This window comes from Saccharopolyspora sp., assembly GCF_017434145.1.
Lineage (GTDB): Bacteria > Actinomycetota > Actinomycetes > Mycobacteriales > Pseudonocardiaceae > Saccharopolyspora_C > Saccharopolyspora_C galaxeae.
Genome location: NZ_JAFRFW010000164.1, coordinates 1 through 5,405, shown reverse-complemented (window position 1 = coordinate 5,405; position 5,405 = coordinate 1). Strand labels below are relative to the sequence as shown.

The window sequence follows — 5,405 nt, the reverse complement described above, 5'->3', positions numbered from 1 at the left end:
TGCAAGGCGATCGCCTCGGTGTCCAGCCGCCGCGCCAGCACCATGTCGCGGTGGGCGCGTTGCAGGTCGAGCGCATCGTCACCGTTCGGCAGCAGCTCGTGCGCGGTCAACCGGCCTTCGGCGTCGAGCGCGGACCACGGCTCGGGCGGGGACGGCGAGGGGTCCATGGCGCTCCAAGGGGACGGGCGGATCAGCGGGCACGCGGTGCGCACCGTTTCAGCGCCGCGCCGACAGCGACAACTGTTTGGTTCAATCAGCGCACGAAACGCAGCGGAACAAGCCTGCCGAGCCGTCCCGGACGCAAGATCTCGGCTGGCGGCGCAAGATACGTGCGAGGTGCTCCATGGACGACACGGACCGGCGGATCGTCGAGATCCTGCGAACCCGGGCGCGCACGCCCGTCAGCGAGATCGGCAGGCAGGTCGGGCTCTCCAGCGCGCCGGTGTCCCGCCGGATCGAACGCCTCGAACGCGACGGCGTGCTGAAGGGCTACGTGGCGATCACCGACGACGCCGCGGTGGGGGAGTTGGACGCCTTCACCGAGATCCGCCTGACCGGCGCCACCGACACCGCCGAGATCGAGCAGATCGCCAAGCAGGTGCCCGAGGTCCAGCAGTACTTCACCACCTCCGGCGACCCGGACGCGCTGGTGCGCTTCCGGGTGCGCAACGTCGACGACCTGCAGCGGGTCGTCAACGCCATCCGGCGCACCGGGAAGGTGGCGGGCACCAAGACGCTGATCGTGATGGCCTCGTGGGACCGCAACTTGGACGGTTGAGCCCTTCGCGGTCGGCCCTCGCGCACGGCCGTGAGTCCGGGCTCGTCGACTTCCTGCGGGTGAGGAGTTGCTCCGAGTTCGCCGCGTTCAGCGCGACTCGGGCAGCGTGGTCGCGGTCGCGATCAGCGTCCTGGCGGCGGCTTCGATCCTGGGGACGTCGCCGGTGACGATCCGGTCCAGGCACAGCCCGCGCAGCCCGGAGATGAGCAGGCTCGCCCGGGCGCGCGCCTCCGTCTCGTCGAAACCGAGATCGCGGTGTACCGGGACCAGCGGATCGACCATGGCGGTGACGGCCTCGGAAGCCACCGCGCCGTACCGGTCCGGTTGCGTCGGCGCCAGGCTCAGCACTTGGAACAGGATGCGGATCGGCCGCTGCTGGTGGCCTTCGGTGATCGCCGTCCACAGCGCCCACGCCGCCTCGCGCAGGCTCGCGGCGTCGTGCACACCGCTGAACAGCCCGGCGACGTCCGGCCTGCTGGCGGCGATCGCCTCGGCGATCAGGTTGTCCCGGCTGCCGAAGTAGTACAGCAACATGCGCTTGCTGGTGCCCAGCTGCGCGGCCAGCGGGCTCAACGACATGTCGGCGATGCCGTGCTCGGCCAGCTGGTCCACCACCTGCCGCAGCAGTTCGGCGCGCTTGTCGGACCTGGAACTCACCAGCCGAGCGTACCGACCGGTACATGTCGTGTTCAACGCGCGCGCTCGTGGCGGTGAGCCGCCGTTCGGGGGTTTCCGCTAGGTCGGGTGGCCCTCGGCTTCGCTGCTCGGAACGCGAAGCCGGCGGCTCGCCGTTGTTCACCGTTAGCGATCTGCGTCGACTCCGGGAGCTGATGCAGGTATTCCTGGAGAGCGGGCCGCGCTCGGCGAACCGGGCGGGCTCGTTGTTGTGTGCAGGTGTTGGCGGAATTGCGGGGGTTTGGTGCAGATGCCGGAAGACGATCGCGCGGCCGGTGCAGGTGCCGAGCGCCCGGACTCGGATGAGGCGCTTCGGCCGATCGAACCGGACGACCTGTTCCGCCTCCGGTTCGCGACCTCGGCGGACCTGTCGCCGGACGGCGAGTCGGTCGTGTTCGCCCTGTCCCGCACCGACGTTGAGGCGAACACCGACCACACCGACCTGGTGCAGGTGGCGGTCTCCTCGGGCGGTCAACGGCAACTCACCAGCGTCGACGCGGTGCACGCGTACCCCGCGTTCGCGCCGGACGGGCGCGAAATCGCGTTCCTGTCCACCCGCACCGGCGTGCCGCAGATCTTCGCGCTGCCCCTCGACGGCGGCGAAGCGCGCCAGCTCACCGCCTTCCCGGACGGGGTCGGTGGCGGGCCGGTGTTCTCGCCGGACGGGACGCGCATCGCCTTCACCGCCGTGCCACCCGGAACGCGGCGCGACCCCGCCCTGCCGTACCGAGTCGACCGCGCGGCCTGGCGGGCCGACGGTGTGGGCGTCATCGAGGACGCGCTGCAGGACGTCTACGTGGTCGCGGCCGAAGGCGGCGAACCCGTGCGGTTGACCGAAGACCGCTCGCTGAACACCGCGCCGCAGTGGACACCGGACGGTGCGGCGCTCGTGTTCAACGCGAGCTTCGACCCGGAATCGATGGGGATGCTCAACCGGCTGCGAAGGGTCGACCTCGACGGTTCGGTGTCCGATGTGGCCAGTGGCGGGGCCATCGCGAGCCACGCGGTGTGCCCGGACGGGCGCATCGCGTACGTGCTGACCAATGAGGACGGTCGGCGCGCGGGATCGAAAGCCGACCTGTGGGTCTACGACCCGGAAACCGGGGTTCACCAGCGGCGCACGACGGGGCTTGTGGACGATGTCGGCGGACGGCTCGTCCCGGACATGCCCGCGTTCGCCTTCACGATGGCGGGCGTCCTGATCTCCGCGGACTCCCGGCACGCTTACCTGCCCGCGCAACGCGGAGGTGAAGTGCGGGTGCTGCGCGTGGGATTGTCCGGGGCCGAGTCGCACGAACCCGTGGCGGGGGGTGAGCGCGGGTGCGCACCGGTGCGGTTGCGTGGGAACCGGCTGCTGTTCGCCGCCTTCGGCATCCGCGACCCCGGTGACCTGCACGTGCTCGACACCGCCACCGGGACCGAGAGTCGGCTGACCGAACTCAACGCCGAGCTGCTGGCCCGGCTCGAGTGGCCCGCCGTGCACCACCTGGAGTTCACCAGCACCGACGGCACGGCCGTCGAGGGCTGGTACCTCGAACCCGCGCGCGCGAAGCGCCCGTTGCCGACACTGCTGGGAATCCATGGTGGACCGCACGCCGGATGGGGCCACACCTTCGTCTTCGACTTCCTGATGCTGGCCGGTGCGGGATACGGCGTGCTGTTCGTGAACCACCGCGGTTCCACCGGTTACGGCGACGACTTCGGTACCGCGATCACCTCGGATTGGGGCAACCTCGACTGCGCCGACCTGATGGCCGGTGTCGATCACGCGATCGCGATCGGCCTGGCCGATTCCGACCGCCTCGGCGTGTTCGGCGCTTCCGCCGGCGGCACGCTCAGCGGCTGGCTCACCACCCAGACCGACCGGTTCCGGGCGGCGTGCCCCGAGGACCCGTTGTTCGACTTCTCCAGCATGTACGGCACCAGCGACATCGGAATCTGGGCGGGCCGCTCGTTCATGGGCGGCGACCCGCACGAACGCGCCGAGCTCTACCGGCGCTGCTCACCTGTCACCTACGCGCACAGGTCCAGCACGCCGACCTTGTTCTTCCAGCACGAGAGCGACCACCGCGCGCCGCCGGGGCAGACCGAACAGTTCTACACGGTCCTCAAAAGCCGCGGCGTCACGGCGGAAATGCTGCGGTTTCCCGGAACCTCGCACGTCGGTTCGGTGCTCGGGCCGGTCACCCACCGGCGCGCGCAGAACGAGGCGCTGCTGGAGTGGATGGACCGCTACGTCCTCGGCGAAAAGTAGCCGGGGACTGCCAGGAGGCTGCTAGGCCGGACCGGACCCGAACGGATCGCGGACGTGCTCGATGATGTCCGCGACCGAATCGACGATCGCAGTCGGCTGATACGGGTGCCCCGCCACGGCATCGGGGCCGGAGAGCCCGGACAGCACCAGGATCGTCCGCATCCCGGCCTCGATGCCGCAGCGCACGTCGGTGTCCATCCGGTCGCCGAGCACGATCGCGTTCGCCGAGCGCGCGCCCACCGCCCGCAGCGCGGAGCGCATCATCAGCGGGTTCGGCTTGCCGATGTAGTAGGGCTCGTGCTCGGTCACCCGTTGCACGAGCGCGGCGACGGCCCCGGTGGCGGGCAGCGGCCCTTCCGCACCCGGCCCCTTCTCGTCCGGGTTGGTCGCGATGAACCGGGCGCCGCCTTCGATCAGCCGGATGGCGTGCGTGATCGCCTCGAAGCTGTAGGTGCGCGTCTCACCGAGCACGACGTAATCCGGATCGTCGCCGGTGAGCACGTAACCGGCGTCCAACAGCGCCGCGGACAGCCCGGCCTCACCGAGGACGTAAGCCGACCCGCCGGGACGCTGTTCGCGCAGGAACCGGGCGGTGGCCAGCGCCGAGGTCCAGATCGTGTGCTCGGGGACGTCCAAGCCCCGTTCGAGCAGCCGCGCGCGCATGTCCCGCGGCGTGTGCACGGACTCGTTGGTGAACACCAGGAACGGAATTCCCGCCGATCGCAGGGCGGCCAGGAACTCCTCGGCGCCCGGCACGGCGTTCTCCTCGTCGCGCATCAGCACGCCGTTGAGGTCCATCAAGTAAACCCACGAATCCGCATCCACCACATCGGGATGGTCCCATGCGGCGCCCGGCGCGACTGCCCGCCCGCGCGGCTCGCAGCGCTCAGGGTCGGCCGGTGCTCACGACCGGCCAGCGCGGCTGAGGGTCGGCAGAATCGTCCGCTGGTGCACGTCCTGCAGTGCGAAGGCCGCGGCCGCGTAGAGCGCGACCACGCACACCGCCAGGCCCAGCCAGCCATCGCAGAGCCGTGCGATCGGTAGCTGCCGGTACTCGACCACGCCGGTCAACGCGAACCGGCTCCCGGCGAACGTGAGCACGATCGCCACCAGCGGTTTCCCGGCGGCGGTCACGACCGCGCACAGCAACACCGCCGCGGCGAGGAACAGCACGGCCACACCCAGCACCGGGCTGTGCCCGCCGGGTGCGCTGCGCAGCGTCAGCACGCTCGTCGTCAGCCAGGTGGCGCTGAGCGTGCTCATCCCGATCGCCAGGACCGGGTCCCTGTTCAGGAAACCGAAAACGCCCGCGAGCAGTTGCAGGGGCACCGCGATGGTCAGCACGGCGGCGGCTCGCGGTGCGCACCCCGCGATTCGACCGTCTTCAATGGACAGTCGTGCTGCCCGCCGGACGCGCCGGATCAGCGGTCGTCGCGGCCGTTCCCCGGAAGCGCCACGTGCCGTGCGGCGAGGTCGGCGCTGCGACGCACTCCGAGCAGTTGCATGCAGCGCTGGTACTCCTCGGCGAGGAGTTCGTAGGCGCGCACGACGCCGTCCTGGCCCCCGGCCATGATCCCGTACAGGTAAGCGCGCCCGATCATCGCCGCGTCCGCGCCCAGCGCCCGCGCGACCGCGATGTCCGCGCCGTGCCGGACACCGCCGTCGATGAGCACGGTCGCCCGCTCGCCGACGGCGGCG

The 5,405-nt window shown here is 70.8% G+C and carries 6 protein-coding genes; 2 read left to right on the top strand and 4 right to left on the bottom strand.

From position 1 onward, the window contains the following. Positions 1–343 precede the first annotated feature (343 nt). Positions 344–778, top strand: a complete 435-nt coding sequence (locus tag IJH84_RS04670; protein ID WP_295140637.1) for an Lrp/AsnC family transcriptional regulator — start codon at positions 344–346, stop codon at positions 776–778. An 87-nt stretch (positions 779–865) separates the two neighbouring features. Here IJH84_RS04670 and IJH84_RS04665 read toward each other — a convergent pair whose 3' ends face one another. Next, complete coding sequence (locus IJH84_RS04665) at positions 866–1,435, bottom strand: TetR/AcrR family transcriptional regulator (protein WP_200070456.1); 570 nt, start codon at positions 1,433–1,435, stop codon at positions 866–868. A gap of 268 nt (positions 1,436–1,703) precedes the next feature. Between IJH84_RS04665 and IJH84_RS04660 the strand changes: the two genes are divergently transcribed. After that, the gene (locus tag IJH84_RS04660) at positions 1,704–3,707 is read left to right on the top strand and encodes a S9 family peptidase (RefSeq protein ID WP_295140632.1); all 2,004 of its coding nucleotides are present in this window, start codon (positions 1,704–1,706) and stop codon (positions 3,705–3,707) included. A 21-nt stretch (positions 3,708–3,728) separates the two neighbouring features. Here IJH84_RS04660 and IJH84_RS04655 read toward each other — a convergent pair whose 3' ends face one another. From IJH84_RS04655 to IJH84_RS04645, 3 genes are all read right to left on the bottom strand, one after another. Further along, positions 3,729–4,505, bottom strand: coding sequence for an HAD-IIA family hydrolase (locus tag IJH84_RS04655; RefSeq protein ID WP_295140640.1), 777 nt, complete (start codon positions 4,503–4,505; stop codon positions 3,729–3,731). 105 nt (positions 4,506–4,610) lie between these two features. Next, the gene (locus IJH84_RS04650; protein ID WP_295140629.1) at positions 4,611–5,036 is read right to left on the bottom strand and encodes a hypothetical protein; all 426 of its coding nucleotides are present in this window, start codon (positions 5,034–5,036) and stop codon (positions 4,611–4,613) included. A 92-nt stretch (positions 5,037–5,128) separates the two neighbouring features. After that, positions 5,129–5,405: alpha-hydroxy-acid oxidizing protein (locus tag IJH84_RS04645; protein ID WP_295140626.1), on the bottom strand; the 277-nt coding region annotated here is incomplete at its 5' end.